The following is a 17,782-nucleotide window of genomic DNA, read 5'->3' on the forward strand; positions in this document are numbered from 1 at the left end:
TTAAAAATGTTATAAATTGAAATTTATTCCTAAAACAATATTTCGTCCAATGTTTGGAATACCGTCTGTTTTTAAGCGCGAAAGGTGCGCAATATATTTTTTATCGAATAAATTATTTCCGTTCAGGTTTATATCAAAAGCAGTTTTGCCCAGTTTTACGGTTCCTCCAAAACCTAAATTGACCAAAGTGTACCCTTTTGAAGCGGTTTCAAAACCACTCACATTATCCTGATCAAAAGTCGAAGAAACATTTAAGGAAGCAAAACCTTCCTTTAACCAGTTTTTGATGTTGAATTCGGTTCTTAAGGTGTTATTCCAATTATTGGCAGGAATTAAAGGCAGGTAATCGTCATTGTCTTTTTTACCGATTACGGTTTCAAAGCTGGTTTCAAAATGCAGCCAGTCTAATGGATGCGGGTGAAAGTGAAGCCCAACTTCGCCACCATATAATTGTGCATTATCCTGAACGTAGGCAAAGACATCATTATCATCTAAAACATCTCCTGTTGGTGAAGTATAAATGTAATTGTTTACGTGATTGTAGAATCCGTTTACGAAGAATTCAAAATGTGAATTTTTATATTCCAGATTCAAATCGGTCTGAATGTTTTGTTCGGTTTTTAAATTAGCATTTCCAATTTCGTAACGGTTGGTTCCTTCGTGAACACCGTTTGAAGTGAGTTCTGCCAGGTTTGGCGCTCTAAATCCGGTAGCTACATTTAATCGAAGGGTTAACGGTTCTGCTAATTTTGTTTTATATCCCAAAGAAGCATTAAAACTGTCAAAAGATTTGTCAAGCGGTAAAAAATAACCTTCTTCACCTTCAGTTCCGTGTGCAATTGACGTAACATTTCTGTTGTCAAAACGCAATCCGGCTTGTAAAACACTGTTATTCCATTCATAATTCGCCGTTCCAAAAATGCCAAAATCGTTCGTTGTGGCATCTGGAATTAAATATTCTTCTCCAGAATTTTTATTGGTCTGATGCATTCCCTGAACACCCAAAATAGTTTCAATTTTACCGAATTTTGGAAAATGGTATTTTACATTATAGTTGAAAGTATTTAGTTTCATGTGTAAAGATGCTTCATTGCTGTCTTCAAATTCGCTTCTGTCATTGGAGATGTAACCCAGATCAACATCCAGTTTTGAATTTTCAAAGAAGATCACATTATTTAAACTAAACAAATGATTGAAAATCCCCTGTCTGGGAAATTGGGTGTCCTTGCTCGAAGATTGCTCTGCGATTCCATCTTCCGGAATTCCGATGTCCAGTTTATTGTAATTATAACGTAAAACGCTTGAAAAAGTAGAATTGCTGTACCCGATTCCGGTTTTAAAGTCAGTTTCATTATAGCGTGAATTGGTCACACGGTCGCCATCGGCAATTTTATAATCAGAATGGGTGTTGAAGCTTCCACGGGCAAGAAATTTCCAGTTGTCTGTTGAGGTTTTTAATCCAATAGAAGAATTGCTTCCTTGTGTATTGGTAAAATATTTTTGACTGAAATTAGCTTTAAAATCACCTGCATCCGCAAATTTTTCAGGATTGAAATATAAAACACCTCCCAAAGCATCAGAACCGTACAATAAAGAAGCCGGGCCTTTGATTACCTCTACGCTTTCGATTCCGGCATCATTTAGCCCTAGTCCATGTTCATCACCAAACTGCTGGTTTTCGATACGGACACCTTGCGAATACACCAAAACACGATTGCCGCTCAATCCGCGGATTACGGGTTTCCCTATAGAAGTTCCGGTAGAAATCTGAGAAACTCCCGGAATTGTCGCCAGTCCTTCAATCAAGGTTGAAGTCCCTTTTTGCTGTAATGTTTTAATGCTTTCGTGGTCAATTTTCATTACGTTTTGCGATTGCAGTTTGTTAAAAGGAGTAGAAACCACGACTTCATCCATTTCTAAAATGGATTCTAAAAGTATAATGTCTAATGTATTTTCTTTTACCAGCTTAACAATGGTTTTATTTTGATTGGCATAACCTACATAAGAAAAAGCAAGTCGTAAATTTCCGTTTGGAAGATTCTTTAATTCATATTTTCCGTTCTCGTCTGTTGTAGTTCCTTTATGTAATTCGGGAGCGTAAACCGAAACGCCCGGCAAAGGATTATTTTGATTGTCAGTTACAGTTCCTGAAACCGAATTTTGAGCAGAAACAATACCCGAAAACCCTAAAATAAGGGCAATTATAAATTTTTTCATTTGAAAATGATTGCTATAGTTAATGGATTTTTTTAAACCGAATCAAATAGAGTAAAGTCTGCTGAATTTCCATATTAATGAAAACCAGAAAACTTAACTGAGTTTTGGATTCAGTTAAAACTGTGTTTTTCGAATAATCGAAATTTAAGATGCTACAGCTAAAGGAGGCCCGCGAAGAGCGTAAAGACTTCCGGAAAAGGAAATGATACTTTCTGAAAATCGAAAGAAATAAGGGATTTCCTGATGATTACTAAAAAACTGAAATATGAAATTTTCAGGAGCAATGTAGCTTCCAAAAGAAAAATGACAGATAAAGCAAGAGTCATCGTTATGATGCTGATGCGTGATTTCGCCATTTGCGTCATTATAATTATGATGACATTTTTTTTCAGAAAGCTGTTGCGAGATATGTTCATAACTGTGTATCGACTGAAACAGTATTGAGAACAATACGATCAATCCCAAAGAAAAACCGGTTATGAGCTGTCTTCTTTTCATTATGATGCAAAGGTATAAAAGCAAATATAAAAAATGTTTGACTTTAACGCTTTTTATTGAAAATAGTGCAATAGAATATTTTAATATAAGGTAAAAACAGAATAATTAGCATTGTAGACCTTCATGAACAATCATTATATTATATTTGTGTGTCAAATAAATAATCCCCAAAAACGTTTATTTGAAATTCTATTAATTCAAACACACTATGCGATTATTTTTTAGTTGTTTATTTCTGATATCGTTTTTTACTATTTTTTCGCAGGAAGAAAAACCTGAAATTAAACCTGTTAAAATCGATTCTTTGTACAGAGAAGATCAGTTTTACATTTCGGTTACGTACAATCTTTTGGCAGATATGCCTGAGGGTCTTAAACGTGATAAATTTTCTGCTGGAATTTCTGCCGGAATTTTGCGTGATATGCCAATTAATAAAGATAGAACAATTGCTATTGCTGCCGGTTTGGGCTTATCGTATCAGAATTATTTTCAAAACCTGAACATTTCTAAAAATGAGGACGGGCTGGTATATGCCGTAAACGATTATAATGAATTTGTTTCAAATAGGTTCAGGCAATATTTAGTCGATGTTCCAATTGAATTCAGGTGGAGAAATTCTACTTACGAAAGTCATAAGTTTTGGAGGATTTATACAGGTTTAAAACTTAGTTATGTTTTATCCAGCAGATCTGTTTTGGATGATGGTGAAAATACTTATAAAATTAACAATAACCCGGATCTCAACAGATTTCAATATGGAGCTTACATTTCTGCGGGCTACAATACCTGGAATGTTTATTTTTACTATGGGCTAAATCCTTTATTTAAAGATGTTAAAACTGTTTCCGGAGAAGAAGTCAAAATGAAAACCATGAACCTGGGCCTTATTTTTTATATTTTATAGCCACAAATACAAAAATAAAACCTGAGGAATAATTCCAACGAAAAAGCCTATTATTAGTTCTCTATACGTATGTGCATTCATTTCCAGACGTGACGATGCCACAATTCCGGTCAGTAAAATCAAAAGAGCAGGCCAGTACGGATTATGCAGCTGTAGATGCATGTTCAGTCCAATTACAAAAACAGCAAAACCACTTATGGCCATCATGTGTAAACTGACTTTTATCTTAAAAATAGCGTAAATAAGAGCAAAAATAGTACTGAATAATCCGCCCAGAAAGAAAAAATGTAGTTCGGGATAACGGCTTATTACAATACTCCTTTTTACGAGCAATATTAATAAAAAGCAAAGCAGAGTCAACGGAATAATGCGTTGGGATGTATCAGGAATCATTACTGATTTTATATTTCCGGTTGATTTTAGCAATAAAAAAAACAATATCGGAACGATAAAAGTAATAATCAGGATCTGAAATAAAACGAAATATTTTTCCTGAATAGTGAAGACATCCCCTTTATAAAAAAGATAAAATAATGCAGCGTATATCGGGATAAAAACCGGATGCAATATATAAGAGAATATGGGAAGGAATTTTTTCAAAACGCTGTAATTTGAGGTCTTCGACAAATATAAATGAAATATAAATAGCTTTATGTTAACCATTTATTTTTTAAGAAAACTACAACTCTTTTCGGGCTTAATGTTTAAATTTGAAAAAAGAATTTTTCTAATGAGCGTAAATTTAAAAAGCCTTGTATCGGTCCTGCATGCCGATTGGACTGGCTCAGATGCCGCCGTTTTTGTTGATCATATTTCTATAGACAGCCGTTCACTTCAAAATGGTTCGCAAACCTTATTTTTCGCATTGTCGGGTACCAATAATGATGCACATTCTTATATTTTGGAGTTGATAGAAAAGGGTGTGCAGAATTTTGTAGTCCAATATATTCCTGAAAATAGTGTTGGAAAAGCTAATTTTTTAGTTGTAAAATCAACTTTAGAAGCGCTACAGAAATTTGCTGCTTATCATCGAAATCATTTTGCTATACCTGTTATCGGATTAACGGGCAGTAATGGAAAAACAATAGTAAAAGAGTGGCTCAATTTTTTACTCGGTCCTGATTATAATATTATCAGAAGCCCTAAAAGTTATAATTCGCAGGTTGGGGTGCCTCTTTCGGTAATTGCAATTAACGAAAAACACAATTTAGGCATTTTTGAAGCCGGAATTTCGACCGTTAATGAAATGGATAAACTGGAAGAAATCATTAAACCTACTATTGGAGTGCTTACCAATATAGGAACAGCTCACGATGAAGGCTTTGTGAATTTAGTACAGAAGATTGATGAAAAACTGCTTTTGTTCAAAGATTCACCCGTTATTATTTATCAGAAAAATGAAATTGTCGATTCGTGCTTATCCCAATTTGCGGCAGAATACATGCTGCATCCCAGAAAGCTTTTTTCATGGAGTTACACAGATAAATCAGCGGATGTATTTATTCTTAGAAAAAAAATAAGGATGAAATCACAAACATTCAATACCAGTTTAAAAAAGAAAATTATGATTTGCAAATCCCTTTTAGCGATTCGGCTTCTGTAGAAAATACCATTTCATGCTTATTGGTTTTGCTTCATTTTCAATATGATGCTGCAACAATTCAAGATCGTATTCAGGGGTTGTATCCGGTAGAAATGCGTCTGGAAGTGAAAAACGGAATCCATAACTGCAGCATTATTGATGATAGTTACAGTTCTGATTTTCAGTCTCTAAAAATAGCGTTGGATTTTCTGGAAAGCCAAAAAAAGAATGCGTCTAAAACGGTTATTTTATCCGATATTTTTCAAAGCGGATTTTCAAACGAAGAATTATATTCTAAAGTAGCGCAGTTAATCGCTGATAACAAGGTCAATCGTGTTATTGGAATCGGCACAACCATTTCGTTATTTAAAAACAAATTTTCGAATTGTAGCACATATCAAAACACTCCCGAATTTATCAATGATTTTGAAAACCTTAATTTTGCCAATGAAACCATTTTGATAAAAGGGGCAAGGTCATTTCAATTTGAAGAAATTGTGTCTTTGCTGGAAGAGAAAACCCATGAAACCATTCTGGAAATCAATCTGAATTCCATTAGTCATAATTTGAATTTCTTTAAATCTAAATTAGCAAGTGATGTCAAAATCATGGTCATGGTAAAGGCTTTTGGCTATGGTAACGGAGGGCTGGAAATTGCCAAACTACTCGAACATCATAAGGTAGATTATTTGGGTGTGGCTTTCGCCGATGAAGGGATTTCGCTTAAAAATGGCGGAATAAAACTACCCATCATGGTGTTAAATCCTGAGTCGACGAGTTTTGCATCGATTATTCAATATCAGTTAGAGCCTGAAATTTACAGTTTAAAAGGATTGAATGCCTTTTTGAAAATTGCACGTGAAAAGAATTTAAAAGATTTTCCAATTCATATTAAATTAGACACCGGAATGCATCGTCTGGGTTTTGAAGAAAATACAATAGACGAACTGATTGCCGCTTTAAAAGGAAATTTAACAGTACGAATTCAGAGTATTTTATCGCATATGGCAACGAGCGATGACATGCAGCATTATGAATTTGCAATGTCACAGATCAGATTATTCGAAAAACTGTCTTCAAAATTAATAAATGAATTAGGTGTAAATCCGATCCGCCATATACTGAATACTTCTGGAATTAGTAATTTTCCGGATGCACAATACGATATGGTGCGTTTAGGAATTGGCCTTTACGGAGTTTCAAACGACTCTTCAGAACAAAAATACCTGGAAAATGTTGGGACTTTAAAATCGATTATTTCACAGGTTCGAACCATTCCAGGCGGAGACAGCGTTGGTTACGGGCGCAGATTTATGGCTCAAAAAGAGACCAAAATTGCTACGATTCCAATTGGTTACGCAGATGGGATTTCGAGATTATGGGGAAATGGAGTAGGCTACATTAGGATTAAGAATCAAAAAGCACCTATTGTGGGAAGTGTCTGCATGGATATGCTGATGGTTGATGTTAGCGAAATTGATTGTAAAGAGGGGGATTCAGTTATCATTTTTGGGGAAAGCCCGACTGTAACAGAAATAGCTGATGCTTTAAAAACGATACCTTATGAAATCCTGACGAGTATTTCGCAAAGGGTAAAAAGGGTGTTTTTTAGGTAGTTTTAAAGAACTTTCAGTAAAATTACGTACTTTAGATATCTATTAATTTCATATAAAACGAACAATCATGGGAATGTTTTCAGAGTTTAAGGAATTTGCAATGAAAGGCAACGTAGTCGATTTGGCTGTCGGTGTGATTATTGGAGCTGCTTTTGGTAAAATTGTAAGCTCGTTAATTGAAGATGTAATTACGCCATTAATACTCAAACCTGCTTTAGATGCAGCAAACTTGTCAACTATAGAGCAGCTAGTTGCATTTGGAGGAGTAAAATATGGAATGTTTCTTTCGGCAGTAATTAACTTTATAATTGTTGCTTTTGTTTTGTTTCTAATTATTAAAGGAATAAACAATCTGAAAAAGAAAGAAGCACCTGCTCCTGCACCGCCTGCCGGACCAACACAGGAAGAATTGCTTACACAAATTAGGGATCTTTTGAAAAATAAACAATAATATACATACCGCTACACTAAAGTCTAACTTAACCGTTCCATAATTGGGGCGGTTTTTTTCTTTTTGTTTAATTTGTAACAATTTGTTATTTTTTGTGAATCAGATTGTAATCGTTTTTATTATCCCTACTTTTGCAATCTAAATTAGAACATTCATAATAAAAAATATAAAAATGAGAATAGCGGTTGTAGGCGCCACCGGTATGGTTGGCGAGATAATGTTAAAAGTTTTAGCAGAAAGAAATTTTCCGGTTACAGAATTAATTCCAGTTGCTTCAGAGAAATCTGTTGGTAAGGAAATCGAATATAAAGGACAAAAATATAAAGTGGTTGGTTTGCAGACTGCGGTTGATTTAAAAGCAGATATTGCTGTTTTCTCTGCAGGAGGTGACACTTCATTAGAGTGGGCTCCAAAATTTGCTGCTGCCGGAACAACGGTAATTGATAATTCATCTGCATGGAGAATGGATCCGACTAAAAAATTAATCGTGCCTGAAATCAACGCAGAGTCCTTGACCAAAGAGGATAAAATTATTGCCAATCCAAACTGTTCTACTATTCAAATGGTGTTGACATTAGCCCCTTTGCATAGAAAATACAACATCAAAAGAATCATTGTTTCTACTTATCAATCGATCACTGGTACAGGTGTAAAAGCGGTAAGACAATTAGAAAATGAGTATGCAGGAGTTGAAGGAGATATGGCATATAAATATCCAATTCACAGAAATGCAATTCCACAATGTGATAGTTTCGAAGCTAACGGATATACGAAAGAAGAAATGAAATTAGTTCGTGAAACTCAAAAAATCCTTTCAGACAATACCATCAGAGTTACGGCTACTGCAGTTCGTGTTCCTGTTGTTGGGGGCCATAGTGAGGCTGTAAACGTTGAGTTTACGAATGATTTTGATGTAAAAGAAGTTCGCGAAATTTTACAAAATACTGATGGAGTAGTGGTTCAGGATGATTTGGATGCTTTTTCTTATCCGATGCCTTTATTTGCAGAAGGCAAAAATGAGGTTTTTGTTGGAAGAATCCGTCGTGACGAAAGCCAGCCAAATACATTAAACATGTGGATCGTTGCTGATAACTTAAGAAAAGGTGCTGCAACAAACACAATTCAAATCGCCGAATATTTAATTCAGGCAGGTTTGGTATAAATCGGAGGTTACAAAAATTGTTATAGAAAAAAAACCGTAATTACGAATAGTGATTACGGTTTTTTTGTTAAGAATATCTTTCTAAAGTATAAATGAAAATGAATTTGTATAATCGGAAAATCATTTCAAAGAAAAAATTCCAAATCCAGTAGAATCATAACCATTGGAGTTTGGAATTTTACAATATTGTGATAACTATTTAGTATTCAGGAGCCAGCTCAAGTTCCAGTCCGTCTAATTCAGTAGTAATTGGAATCTGACATCCTAAACGGCTATTCGATTTAACATAAAAGGCTTCCGAAAGCATGGCTTCTTCATCATCTCCCATTTCTGGTAATGCAACATCATTTAGAACATAACACTGGCAGGAAGCACACATAGCCATTCCGCCACAGGTTCCTTCAACAGGAAGTTCGTATGCTTTGCATAACTCCATTATATTCATTGCCATATCAGTTGGAGCCTGTAATTCGTGTATAACTCCTTCGCGGTCTTTAATCTTTATTAATACATCCATTTTAAACTATTGGAATTTTACTTGATTTGGAATTTGATAACGTGAACAAATTCCGGAATTATTTTTAATTAACTTGATTTTAAACTAAATGCATATTCTTTTCTGCTACTTTCTTTGAGATGCATTTTTGCACCCAGATAATTCCCGCCTTTTTCCAGCAATGTTACAATAGCTATTACAGAATAATAATCGTTGTCGGCCTGAAAAATCAATGTGCCTTCGTACGTTGTATTCACGATACCTTGTTTATCTGTCTGAGTAGCTATTTTTCGCGGGTGTGAAAATTCTGCGGTACTGTAAGTCGTTTTATTTGAGAACTTTGCTTTTCCTTCGCAAAAATCATATAAAAAATCGTAATTAACAACTCTAAAACTACCTTCTTCACTTTGACTGTTGATAGAAAATACAATTTTTCCTGAATAACTGTAATCAGACCATTCTTCTGAATCGTTTACCCATGCCTTATCTACAATTAATGTTTCGGAATTTAGTTGAGCATAATTTACAGAGACTAAAAACAATAATATAAAAAGTGTGTAATATTTTTTCATATTTAAAGATTTAAGGGTTTGCTACAAATTTAAGTTAAATGTGTAGCAATTTCTTAACAGAATGTCTCAAATCTTTTAATTATTTTTTGTCAAAATCGTAAAAAAACATGTGTTTTAACATATTTGTATATGGGATTTCAGCAAAAACACTCAAATGGCTATTGTTCTTATTAAAAAGTTTAATCTACTAATAAGATTAAGACCATTTATTTTATTACATAATATTCACCACGGTTTCTATTTGTGGAGCATATTTTTTGATTGTGGTTTCTACGCCTGCCTTTAAAGTCATCTGATTCACACTGCAGCTAATGCAGGCTCCTTCAAGACGAACTTTTACATGTTTATCGTCTTCAATAGAAATCAGCGTAATGTCGCCCCCATCAGAATTTAAAAAAGGTCTGATTTCATCAAGAGCCAATAATACATTGCTTGTTAATTCTTCTGTTGTCATAATATTAATGTGTCAATTAGAGAATGTGCCAATTAGAGAATGTGTTAATTTAGAGAATGTGTCAATTAGGTAATTTTTAAACGATCCCAATTATTTCATTATCTTATTTTCAAATTATCTAATTATCTCATTATCTCAATTATCTAATTTTTCTTTACTGCTGAACAGCCAGCCATTGTTGTGATTTTTATGGCTTCTGTTGCAGGCAGGCTCTCGTTTCTGTTTACTGTTTCCTGAACAACATTTCGTGTAATTTCTTCAAATACAGTTTCAATTGGTGAAGCTGTTTGCAAAGCTGCCGGGCGGCCATAATCTCCTGCCTCACGAATAGATTGTACAATTGGTACTTCTCCTAAAAAAGGAACATTTAAATCTTCTGCCAGATTTTTAGCGCCTTCCTTTCCAAAGATATAATATTTATTGTCAGGTAATTCTTCTGGTGTAAAGTATGCCATATTTTCAATAATACCCAGAACAGGCACGTTTATATTGTCCTGCATAAACATTGCCACTCCTTTTTTGGCATCTGCCAAAGCAACAGCTTGCGGAGTACTTACTACTACAGCACCTGTGATAGGTAATGACTGCATGATCGAAAGATGAATATCACCTGTTCCCGGAGGTAAATCCAGAAGCATAAAATCCAATTCTCCCCAATCAGCATCAAAAATCATTTGGTTCAAAGCTTTTGCAGCCATTGGACCTCTCCATATTACAGCCTGGCTTGGTGCAGTAAAAAATCCGATTGAAAGCATTTTGATTTCGTAACTTTCTACAGGTTTCATTTTTGATTTTCCATCAACGGTAACCGAAATTGGTTTCTCGTTTTCAACATCAAACATAATAGGCATTGAAGGTCCGTAAATATCGGCATCCAGAACGCCAACTTTAAATCCCATTTTTGCCAGAGTTACCGCTAAATTTGCAGTAACAGTAGATTTTCCGACACCTCCTTTTCCGGAAGCAACGGCAATTATATTTTTGATTCCCGGAATGGCACGGCCTTTAATTTCGTTTTTCTCAGGAGTTTCCACCTTCGTATTTACCTTAATTTTTGCTTCTGGCGATACCAGTTCATTAATCGTTTTTTTGATATCGTCTTCTGCTCTTTTTTTAATGTGCATGGCAGGTGTATGAAGTACTAAATCTACTACTACTTCATCACCAAATGTAATAACGTTGGCAACAGCACCGCTTTCAACCATATTTTTTCCTTCTCCGGCTATGGTGATAGTTTCCAAAGCCTTAAGAATTTCTTTTCTATCTAATTTCATTTTTGATATAATGTTTTCTAATGAGCGAAATTAATTTTAAGTAATATTAATTTAACTAAATTCAGTTTGCAAAGATAACGCATTAAGTTCGGATTTTTGCTGTTTTGGATTGTATTTGTTGATATTACAATTATTCAAAATGATACGTTTTATAAAAAAAGAGATTTTGAATTAGAATGATTTTCAATGCAGAAAAAATAAACTGAGGTTCAGGATAAAAAAGAAACCCGCCAAATTTTCTGATTTCAGCGGGTTTCTAAAAAAAATGGTCTACAAGTTATTCGTATTTGAGATATTTCAAAACATCTATTTTCGTTACCTGATATGCTTTTGTCAGGACAATCAGTAAAGTAAGCGCCAGTAATGAAATTAATGCGATTGAAAATGGCAAAGCCGAAATGTTTATTCTGAATGCGTAATCTTCAAGCCATTTTTGCAATAAAATATAAGCTGGAATGATTCCAATTCCAAATCCAAGTAAGCAAAAAAGGATATATTGTTTTGATAATTCTTTCAGCAAGATGTCTGTTTCTGCGCCCAGTGTTTTTCTAATTGCTATTTCTTTCAGTCTTCTCTCCATCGAAAATGATGCCAAAGCGAACAATCCAAAAACGGCAATTAGTATTACGACCATATTTAGAATGAAAAACAGGTTTTTTTGCTTTATTTGTTCCTCGTAAGTTTTAGCAAATCCTTTGTTAACAAATTCATAATCAAAAGGATAATCTGGATTTACATTTTTCTCCCAATATTTTTTCAAATTTTCTAACGTTTCTGTTAAATTATTTGGAGAAACCTTTACAAACACATTATTAAAGTTATTCCATTTTAAAGTTTTAAGATTAATAAAAACCATTGGTGGCACTTTACTCTGCAAACCAGTAATATTGAAATCTTTTACAACCCCGACAATTTTAAATTTCAGGTTACCCTTTTCATTTCCCCATCCAGAAGTTACAATCTGGTTTATCGGATTTTTAAGATTTAATTGCTTGACCAAAGTTTCATTCATCAACATACTGCTAATCGTATCCGACGAATATTTAGGAGATAAATCACGTCCCTGAACGATTTTAATTTTCATCATATCCAGAAAACCAAAATCCATTTCAACATTTCTCGGCTGTACAAAAATACCATTGTGTTTAAAACCAGAACTTGAACTGGTGCTTCCTCCAAAACTTCCTGCAAATGTACTTACATCTAAAACTCCGGGAATTTTTGCTATTTCCTGTTTATCGACCAGATATTTCTCTGTTCTTTTAAATCGATCGGGTTTGTTATACGGAATCGAAATTACCTGATCACCGTTAAATCCAAGATCTTTGTTCATCATATACTCAACCTGTGAATTAACAATCAAGGCTCCAATAATAAAGAATGCTGCGATTCCGAACTGAAAAATAAGCATAGAATTCCGAATCCAGATACCACTTTTACTTCTTGAAAAATTGCCTTTAAGAACCTTTAAAGTTTCAAAATTGGAAATATAAATAGCAGGGAAAATACCCGCAGCAATAATTACTAATCCAAAAATTCCAATGAGCTGCAGGTAAAATTCACCACCATTTATGGTCAGCATTTTATTTAGAAAGTTATTGTAATACGGTAAAGAAAGCTCTACAATAGCCAAAGCAAAGAAAATTGCCAGCGATACAATTATTGCCGTTTCAAAAATAAACTGAGCAATAATCTGATTTTTTGAAGCTCCGACAATCTTACGTACACCCACTTCTTTAGCACGTTTTATTGCAGATGCAGTGGCCAGATTAATATAATTTACCAATGACAAAATCAAAATCAAAAGAGATAATCCTGCCATAATATAAAGCAGTTTCAAATTGCCCATGCCTTCAGGGAAAGTAGAACCCGAAGTCTTTGTACCATGTAAACGCGCCATTTTTAACTGATCTAGCAATATTGTGATTTCGCCGTTTTCTTTAACATATTGTTCAACAGTCTGCCCGCTTTCTTTAGCATCTTTTACCGTTCTGTTGACAAAATTTACGTGCTGCATTTTCTTTAAAACTAAAGCACGATCGGTATCTTTTTTTATTTTAATAAGAAAACCATAATTGAAGTTCCCCCAGCTATTTAAATCCGGTTCTCTTTTTACGCCGCTGAAAACATAATTTGGCTCAATAGAAGAAGGTCTGATGATTTTATAAACAGATTTTACAGTATAATTTGCAGCTCCATAAAAGATAGACTTACCAATTGGATTTTCATTTTTGAAGAGTCTTTTTGCTTGTTCATCTGAAATTGCAACGCTGTTTTTCTCTTTTAAAATATTTGTTTTGGCGCCTTTTAGTATTTCAAAAGGAAAAAAATCAAAGAAATTCTCATCACTTACCATTATTTTTTTAGCCATCAATTTTTGATCCTGATATTTGATAATATCCTGATCATACCAAACGTTAAAAAAGCAGATTTTTTCAATCTCTGGAATTGTTGCTTTACAAGTTTCACCAAACGGAATAGAGCTGGTTGCCCAGGTATCTCCATTTCCAATTTTATTAAGAACTAAATAAGCATTTTCTTTTTCTGGGTTCCATTGATCGTATGAATGCTCATTATTCCAATACAAAATCGCGAAAATCACACCGGCAATCCCAATGCTCAATCCTAAAACATTTAAAAATGAAAACAGTTTGTTTTGTTTTAAATGATAAACAAATATTTTAAACCAGTTATAAATCATGGTGTATGTTTTTTATATTATTTCAGTTTTTGACAAACCGATTTTTAGACAATTGCGAATATTTTGCAAACAAACTCAACCAGAATTAGGATTGCGGTTACAATGAATTTTAACATCTTTAGTTATTTAGCGTTCATAAAAACATCAACATTTCGCTGATTTAGCTTTTCAGAAAATATCACACCGTCTTTCATGTGAATCGTTCTTTGCGAAAAAGAAGCATCATAATCAGAGTGGGTTACCATCAAAATTGTGGAGCCTTTTGCGTGCAGATCGGTTAAGAGTTCCATAACTTCATTTCCGTTTTTACTGTCCAGGTTTCCGGTTGGCTCATCGGCCAAAATGATTTTAGGATCATTTACCAAAGCTCTGGCAACGGCAACTCTTTGCTGCTGACCTCCCGAAAGCTGCTGTGGAAAATGTTTCAGGCGATGTGAAATATTTAGTTTTTCCGCAATGGCCTCAATTTTTTGTTTTCTGTCTGCAGCTTTTATATTATTGTAAAGCAAAGGCAATTCGATATTGTCATAAACAGAAAGTTCGTCGATAAGGTTAAAGTTCTGAAAAATGAATCCGATATTTTCTTTTCGAACCTGAGCCCTTCCTTTTTCTTTCAGGCCAATCATTTCCTGATCTAATAATTTGTAGCTTCCTTCATTAGCGCTGTCTAACAGCCCGATGATATTTAATAAGGTAGATTTTCCACAACCTGATGGCCCCATTATAGTTAAAAAGTCTCCTTTTTTAATTTCTAAAGAGATACCGCTCAATGCTGATGTTTCTACTTCTTCTGTCCTGAAAACTTTGGTTAAATTCTGAATTGTTATCATTTTGTAAAGGTGTTAAATGTTATTGACTCGTTTTTTGATTGATGATTGATGATTTATTTTTTTGTAAATGATTTGTCTTTTTTTGTCATTTCGACGAAGGAGAAATCACACTCGCTAATCGACAAAGATTGATGATTTACTTTGTAGAGTTTCTGGTGTGATTTCTCCCAAAAGGTCGAAATGACATAGCTTGAACTCATTCTTTTTTAATAGAAAGTTCCTCAATATCCTTATAATCTGAATAAGAAGATGTAATTACTGATTCGCCTTCTTTTAATCCCTCCAGCACTTCATAATACGATGGATTTTCCCGTCCTAATTTTATGTTTCTTCTTTCAGCTTTATTTCCTTTTACCACAAAGATCCATTTTCCTGCTGTTTCCTGATTGAAGCTTCCTTTTGAAACAACCAATGTTTTACTTTTTTCTGATAAAACTAGTTTTACGCCAAAACTTAATCCGTCCTGCAATGCTATATTTTCTTTAGATGTAAAAGCCAGTTCTACTGTAAAGTGCCCGCTTTTTACTTCCGGAATTACTTTGGTTACGATTACTTCAACAGTTTTTCCTTTAAATTCAACCTGGCCTTTTAAACCTTCACGAACTTTCTCTAAATAAAATTCATCTACATCGGCAGCCAGTTTGTAACCGCGTTTTGAATCGATTTTTCCGATGCTCTCTCCCGCCTGAAATGTTTTTCCTAAAACCGGTTCAAAAGAAGTCAGTCTTCCGGATTCGGGAGCGGTGATCAAAAAGTTCTTTTTGTTGTTCCGAAGTATTTCCAGACTTTTCTCCATGGTTTGAATGGAACGGTTAATCTGTGAAATCTGTAACTGATTGGATTGTTTTTCTTTTTGGATACTCTGCTGAATCGTTTTTTTGCGTTCTTCCTGAAAGCGTAAACTTTCTTTAAAAGTATTCCAGTCGTTCTTCGAAATCACATCTTTGGCAAACAATTTCGAATTCATATCGTACAATCTTTTCGCGTCGTTATAATCGTGTTCAATCAAAACCAAGTCTTTATTTAAGTTTAATTCCTGATTTCTGATGTTCAGTTTTCCTGTATTCAGATTGTTGATCTGTTCAATAATAGCGGTTTCCTGAGTCAGATAATTCAATTCGGTGTTCGGATTGTATAATCTTGCCAGGGATTGTCCTTTAGTCACCATGGCGCCGTTTTCAACAAAAATCTCTTTCACAGATCCGCCTTCTGTTACATTTACAAGCATTACATTTAGCGGCTCAACTTTGGCCTGAAAAACTACAAAATCTTCAAAAAAAGCTTTTTCGACTTTTTGAACTGAAATTTCTTCTGCTTTTACATTTAAACTTCTTTTCGTATTGAACGAAAAAAAGAGAATCACAGCCAAAGCTAAAAAAACGCCAATTGCTATTGTGAGATATCTAAATTCTTTATTTTTACGAGGAATTACCTTGTCCATTTTTCAAATAATTTACTGATTATCAATTGGTAAATACTGTGCCATTAAATTTATTATTTGTAAAGTATTGATTTTAAAAGAGCTTTAAAAACCATTCAAAAAAGGAGTGTCCGATAATGAACAGTTGACCGTTCAAAACCGGACAAAAAAGACAGATGCGAAAAAAACTAGCCCAAATATTAATTGTCGATGATCAGGAAGAAATTCTTTTTTCGGCAAAAATGATTCTCAAGAAGCATTTTGAAACCATTTTTACGACAAATAATCCCAAAAAAATCATTTCGCTTTTAAGTGAAAATGAAATAAATGTGGTTTTGCTTGATATGAATTACCGAATTGGTTTTGAAGACGGGCGCGAAGGGATTCACTGGCTGAAAGAAATTAAAACACTGTCACCAAATACAATTGTAATTTTAATGACCGCTTTCGGTAAAATTGAAACAGCTGTTGAAGGTATCAAAATTGGTGCTTTTGACTATGTTTTAAAACCGTGGCACAATGAAAAATTATTGGAAACAATTGATAAGGCTGTCGCCGAAAGCAGAAAAAACAACAAAAAACCAGTCGTAGAAAAAACCGAAAAAAGATATTTTACCGGAAGTTCCCAAAAAATTAAACAAGCCTATTCTATTGCTGAAAAAGTAGCCAGAACAGATGCCAATGTCTTGATTTTAGGTGAAAACGGAACCGGGAAATATGTCTTTGCCGAGTTTATTCATCAGAATTCTACACGAAAAAACGAGCCTTTTGTACATGTTGATTTGGGTTCCCTGAGTGATAATTTGTTCGAAAGCGAACTTTTTGGATATGCAAAAGGCGCATTTACGGATGCAAAAACCGATACGCCGGGAAGGTTTGAATTGGCGCAAAACAGCACTATTTTTCTGGATGAAATTGGCAATATTCCGCTTCATTTGCAGGCAAAATTATTACATGTTTTACAAACCAAAACGGTTACACGATTAGGCGAAAGCAGGCCCAGGGCTTTGAATGTCCGTATTATTTCTGCTACAAACAGTGATATTAAAACAGAGGTTAAAAATAAAAACTTTCGTGAAGATTTACTGTACCGCATCAATACGATGGAAATTCATTTGCCGTCTTTGCGGGAAAGAAAAGAGGATATTGTTCCGATGGCAAATTTCATTCTCGATCAGATTGCTGAAAAGTACAATCAGGAAAATTGGCAGTTTGAAGAAAATGCTCCCCGTTATCTGGAAAAATATCCATGGAAAGGAAATGTACGCGAGATGGAAAATAAAATTGAACGTGCTTTGATTTTATCTGATAATAATATCATTTCTATTCATGATCTGGATATTTTAGATTTTGAAGATGTTCCTGAAAATGATGAAAATCCGTTATCAGAAATGGAGAAAACGGCCATCGAAAAAGCGCTTTTTAAACATCACGGAAATATCAGCAAAACGGCTGAAGAATTAGGATTGTCCAGAGCTGCTTTGTACAGAAGAATTGAGAAATACGATTTGAAGAATTAAGAGTAAAGAATTAAGAGTAAAGAATTAAGAATTAAGAGTAAAGAGTAAAGAGTAAAGAGTAAAGAGTAAAGAGTAAAGAGTAAAG

14 protein-coding genes and 1 pseudogene are annotated in these 17,782 nt (G+C 34.2%); 5 read left to right on the forward strand and 10 right to left on the reverse strand.

Annotated elements, in window-relative coordinates; translation table 11 throughout:
* Window positions 1-9 precede the first annotated feature (9 nt).
* Both P5P89_RS10725 and P5P89_RS10730 read right to left on the reverse strand, forming a co-directional pair.
* Window positions 10-2,217 (reverse strand): TonB-dependent receptor, encoded by a 2,208-nt coding sequence (locus tag P5P89_RS10725; RefSeq protein WP_278011901.1) that lies wholly within the window; start codon window positions 2,215-2,217, stop codon window positions 10-12.
* Window positions 2,218-2,361: 144 nt separating this feature from the next.
* Window positions 2,362-2,715 carry a hypothetical protein gene (locus P5P89_RS10730; RefSeq protein WP_278011902.1) on the reverse strand — a complete coding sequence of 118 codons (354 nt, stop codon included), beginning with the start codon at window positions 2,713-2,715 and terminating at the stop codon, window positions 2,362-2,364.
* A 208-nt stretch (window positions 2,716-2,923) separates the two neighbouring features.
* Here P5P89_RS10730 and P5P89_RS10735 point away from each other — a divergent pair, with 208 nt between their 5' ends.
* The gene (locus P5P89_RS10735; RefSeq protein ID WP_278011903.1) at window positions 2,924-3,619 is read left to right on the forward strand and encodes a porin family protein; all 696 of its coding nucleotides are present in this window, start codon (window positions 2,924-2,926) and stop codon (window positions 3,617-3,619) included.
* Here P5P89_RS10735 and P5P89_RS10740 read toward each other — a convergent pair.
* Entirely contained in the window at window positions 3,614-4,219 is a 606-nt protein-coding gene (locus tag P5P89_RS10740) for a hypothetical protein (protein WP_278011904.1), read from the reverse strand. The two genes, P5P89_RS10735 and P5P89_RS10740, sit on opposite strands and share 6 nt — an antisense overlap.
* A gap of 130 nt (window positions 4,220-4,349) precedes the next feature.
* On the opposite strand from P5P89_RS10740, the pseudogene P5P89_RS10745 reads away from it, so the two are divergent.
* The 3 genes and pseudogenes from P5P89_RS10745 (at window position 4,350) to P5P89_RS10755 (ending at window position 8,430) form a co-directional block, all read left to right on the forward strand.
* Window positions 4,350-6,817 (forward strand): annotated as a pseudogene (locus tag P5P89_RS10745) (bifunctional UDP-N-acetylmuramoyl-tripeptide:D-alanyl-D-alanine ligase/alanine racemase).
* Between the two features lie 67 nt (window positions 6,818-6,884).
* On the forward strand, window positions 6,885-7,268 hold the full coding sequence (mscL, locus tag P5P89_RS10750) for a large-conductance mechanosensitive channel protein MscL (RefSeq protein ID WP_278011905.1): 384 nt from the start codon (window positions 6,885-6,887) through the stop codon (window positions 7,266-7,268).
* Window positions 7,269-7,440: 172 nt separating this feature from the next.
* A complete protein-coding gene (locus P5P89_RS10755) occupies window positions 7,441-8,430 on the forward strand; it encodes an aspartate-semialdehyde dehydrogenase (protein ID WP_278011906.1) in 990 nt (329 codons plus the stop codon).
* A 199-nt stretch (window positions 8,431-8,629) separates the two neighbouring features.
* On the opposite strand, the gene P5P89_RS10760 is transcribed toward P5P89_RS10755, so the two are convergent.
* The 7 genes from P5P89_RS10760 to P5P89_RS10790 all read right to left on the reverse strand — a co-directional run bounded on the left by P5P89_RS10760 (window position 8,630) and on the right by P5P89_RS10790 (window position 16,198).
* Window positions 8,630-8,947 (reverse strand): 2Fe-2S iron-sulfur cluster-binding family protein, encoded by a 318-nt coding sequence (locus tag P5P89_RS10760; protein ID WP_223681411.1) that lies wholly within the window; start codon window positions 8,945-8,947, stop codon window positions 8,630-8,632.
* Window positions 8,948-9,015: 68 nt separating this feature from the next.
* A complete protein-coding gene (locus P5P89_RS10765) occupies window positions 9,016-9,498 on the reverse strand; it encodes a hypothetical protein (protein WP_278011907.1) in 483 nt (160 codons plus the stop codon).
* 214 nt (window positions 9,499-9,712) lie between these two features.
* Window positions 9,713-9,952 (reverse strand): NifU family protein, encoded by a 240-nt coding sequence (locus P5P89_RS10770; protein WP_017494691.1) that lies wholly within the window; start codon window positions 9,950-9,952, stop codon window positions 9,713-9,715.
* Window positions 9,953-10,095: 143 nt separating this feature from the next.
* Complete coding sequence (locus P5P89_RS10775; RefSeq protein WP_278011908.1) at window positions 10,096-11,226, reverse strand: Mrp/NBP35 family ATP-binding protein; 1,131 nt, start codon at window positions 11,224-11,226, stop codon at window positions 10,096-10,098.
* A 277-nt stretch (window positions 11,227-11,503) separates the two neighbouring features.
* Window positions 11,504-13,927 carry an ABC transporter permease gene (locus P5P89_RS10780; RefSeq protein WP_278011909.1) on the reverse strand — a complete coding sequence of 808 codons (2,424 nt, stop codon included), beginning with the start codon at window positions 13,925-13,927 and terminating at the stop codon, window positions 11,504-11,506.
* A 122-nt stretch (window positions 13,928-14,049) separates the two neighbouring features.
* Window positions 14,050-14,757, reverse strand: coding sequence for an ABC transporter ATP-binding protein (locus P5P89_RS10785; protein ID WP_278011910.1), 708 nt, complete (start codon window positions 14,755-14,757; stop codon window positions 14,050-14,052).
* Window positions 14,758-14,953: 196 nt separating this feature from the next.
* On the reverse strand, window positions 14,954-16,198 hold the full coding sequence (locus tag P5P89_RS10790) for an efflux RND transporter periplasmic adaptor subunit (RefSeq protein WP_278011911.1): 1,245 nt from the start codon (window positions 16,196-16,198) through the stop codon (window positions 14,954-14,956).
* Between the two features lie 155 nt (window positions 16,199-16,353).
* On the opposite strand from P5P89_RS10790, the gene P5P89_RS10795 reads away from it, so the two are divergent.
* The gene (locus P5P89_RS10795; RefSeq protein WP_278011912.1) at window positions 16,354-17,697 is read left to right on the forward strand and encodes a sigma-54-dependent transcriptional regulator; all 1,344 of its coding nucleotides are present in this window, start codon (window positions 16,354-16,356) and stop codon (window positions 17,695-17,697) included.
* Window positions 17,698-17,782: the final 85 nt, after the last annotated feature.

It is taken from the genome of Flavobacterium gyeonganense, from assembly GCF_029625295.1.
Classification (GTDB): Bacteria; Bacteroidota; Bacteroidia; order Flavobacteriales; family Flavobacteriaceae; genus Flavobacterium; species Flavobacterium gyeonganense.

What these genes read in the sequence shown, in the direction of transcription:
- P5P89_RS10725 (WP_278011901.1), bottom strand. Translation starts at nt 2,217, where the DNA reads ATGAAAAAATTTATAATTGCCCTTATTTTAGGGTTTTCGGGTATTGTT.
- P5P89_RS10730 (WP_278011902.1), bottom strand. Translation starts at nt 2,715, where the DNA reads ATGAAAAGAAGACAGCTCATAACCGGTTTTTCTTTGGGATTGATCGTA.
- P5P89_RS10735 (WP_278011903.1), top strand. Translation starts at nt 2,924, where the DNA reads ATGCGATTATTTTTTAGTTGTTTATTTCTGATATCGTTTTTTACTATT.
- mscL (WP_278011905.1), top strand. Translation starts at nt 6,885, where the DNA reads ATGGGAATGTTTTCAGAGTTTAAGGAATTTGCAATGAAAGGCAACGTA.
- P5P89_RS10755 (WP_278011906.1), top strand. Translation starts at nt 7,441, where the DNA reads ATGAGAATAGCGGTTGTAGGCGCCACCGGTATGGTTGGCGAGATAATG.
- P5P89_RS10760 (WP_223681411.1), bottom strand. Translation starts at nt 8,947, where the DNA reads ATGGATGTATTAATAAAGATTAAAGACCGCGAAGGAGTTATACACGAA.
- P5P89_RS10765 (WP_278011907.1), bottom strand. Translation starts at nt 9,498, where the DNA reads ATGAAAAAATATTACACACTTTTTATATTATTGTTTTTAGTCTCTGTA.
- P5P89_RS10770 (WP_017494691.1), bottom strand. Translation starts at nt 9,952, where the DNA reads ATGACAACAGAAGAATTAACAAGCAATGTATTATTGGCTCTTGATGAA.
- P5P89_RS10775 (WP_278011908.1), bottom strand. Translation starts at nt 11,226, where the DNA reads ATGAAATTAGATAGAAAAGAAATTCTTAAGGCTTTGGAAACTATCACC.
- P5P89_RS10780 (WP_278011909.1), bottom strand. Translation starts at nt 13,927, where the DNA reads ATGATTTATAACTGGTTTAAAATATTTGTTTATCATTTAAAACAAAAC.
- P5P89_RS10785 (WP_278011910.1), bottom strand. Translation starts at nt 14,757, where the DNA reads ATGATAACAATTCAGAATTTAACCAAAGTTTTCAGGACAGAAGAAGTA.
- P5P89_RS10790 (WP_278011911.1), bottom strand. Translation starts at nt 16,198, where the DNA reads ATGGACAAGGTAATTCCTCGTAAAAATAAAGAATTTAGATATCTCACA.
- P5P89_RS10795 (WP_278011912.1), top strand. Translation starts at nt 16,354, where the DNA reads ATGCGAAAAAAACTAGCCCAAATATTAATTGTCGATGATCAGGAAGAA.